The sequence below is a fragment of the Streptococcus mitis genome (genome assembly GCF_001074635.1).
GTDB lineage: Bacteria > Bacillota > Bacilli > Lactobacillales > Streptococcaceae > Streptococcus > Streptococcus mitis_E.
The window spans coordinates 1-321 of the sequence record NZ_JUQO01000045.1 but is presented as its reverse complement, the minus strand read 5'-3'; the positions used below and the strand labels follow the sequence as shown (position 1 = coordinate 321).

Annotated in this window: 1 protein-coding gene; it reads left to right on the top strand. The window is 39.9% G+C overall.

All coding sequences use genetic code 11. The features are described 5' to 3' along the window. Positions 1–321: PD-(D/E)XK nuclease family transposase (locus tag ADI58_RS01775; RefSeq protein WP_049521228.1), on the top strand; the 321-nt coding region annotated here is incomplete at both ends.

The window sequence follows — 321 nt, the reverse complement described above, 5'->3', positions numbered from 1 at the left end:
ATTGAGATTCAGGTGCATCATCAGAATTTTTTCATCAATCGCCTGTGGGCTTATTTGTGCAGTCAGGTCAATCAAAATCTTGAAAAAATTCGTCAACGAGAAGGTGATACACACCAGAGTTACAAACACATTGCCCCAGTATACGCTATTGCTATTGTCGATAGTAATTACTTCTCAGATGACTTGGCTTTCCACAGTTTCAGCATGCGAGAGGACACGACGGGTGAAGTCTTAACCATCACAAGTAACGGTCAAGAAAACCATTTGGTTAAGATGGCATTCTTGGAATTAAAAAAATACAGAGAAACCAGCAAAGACAAG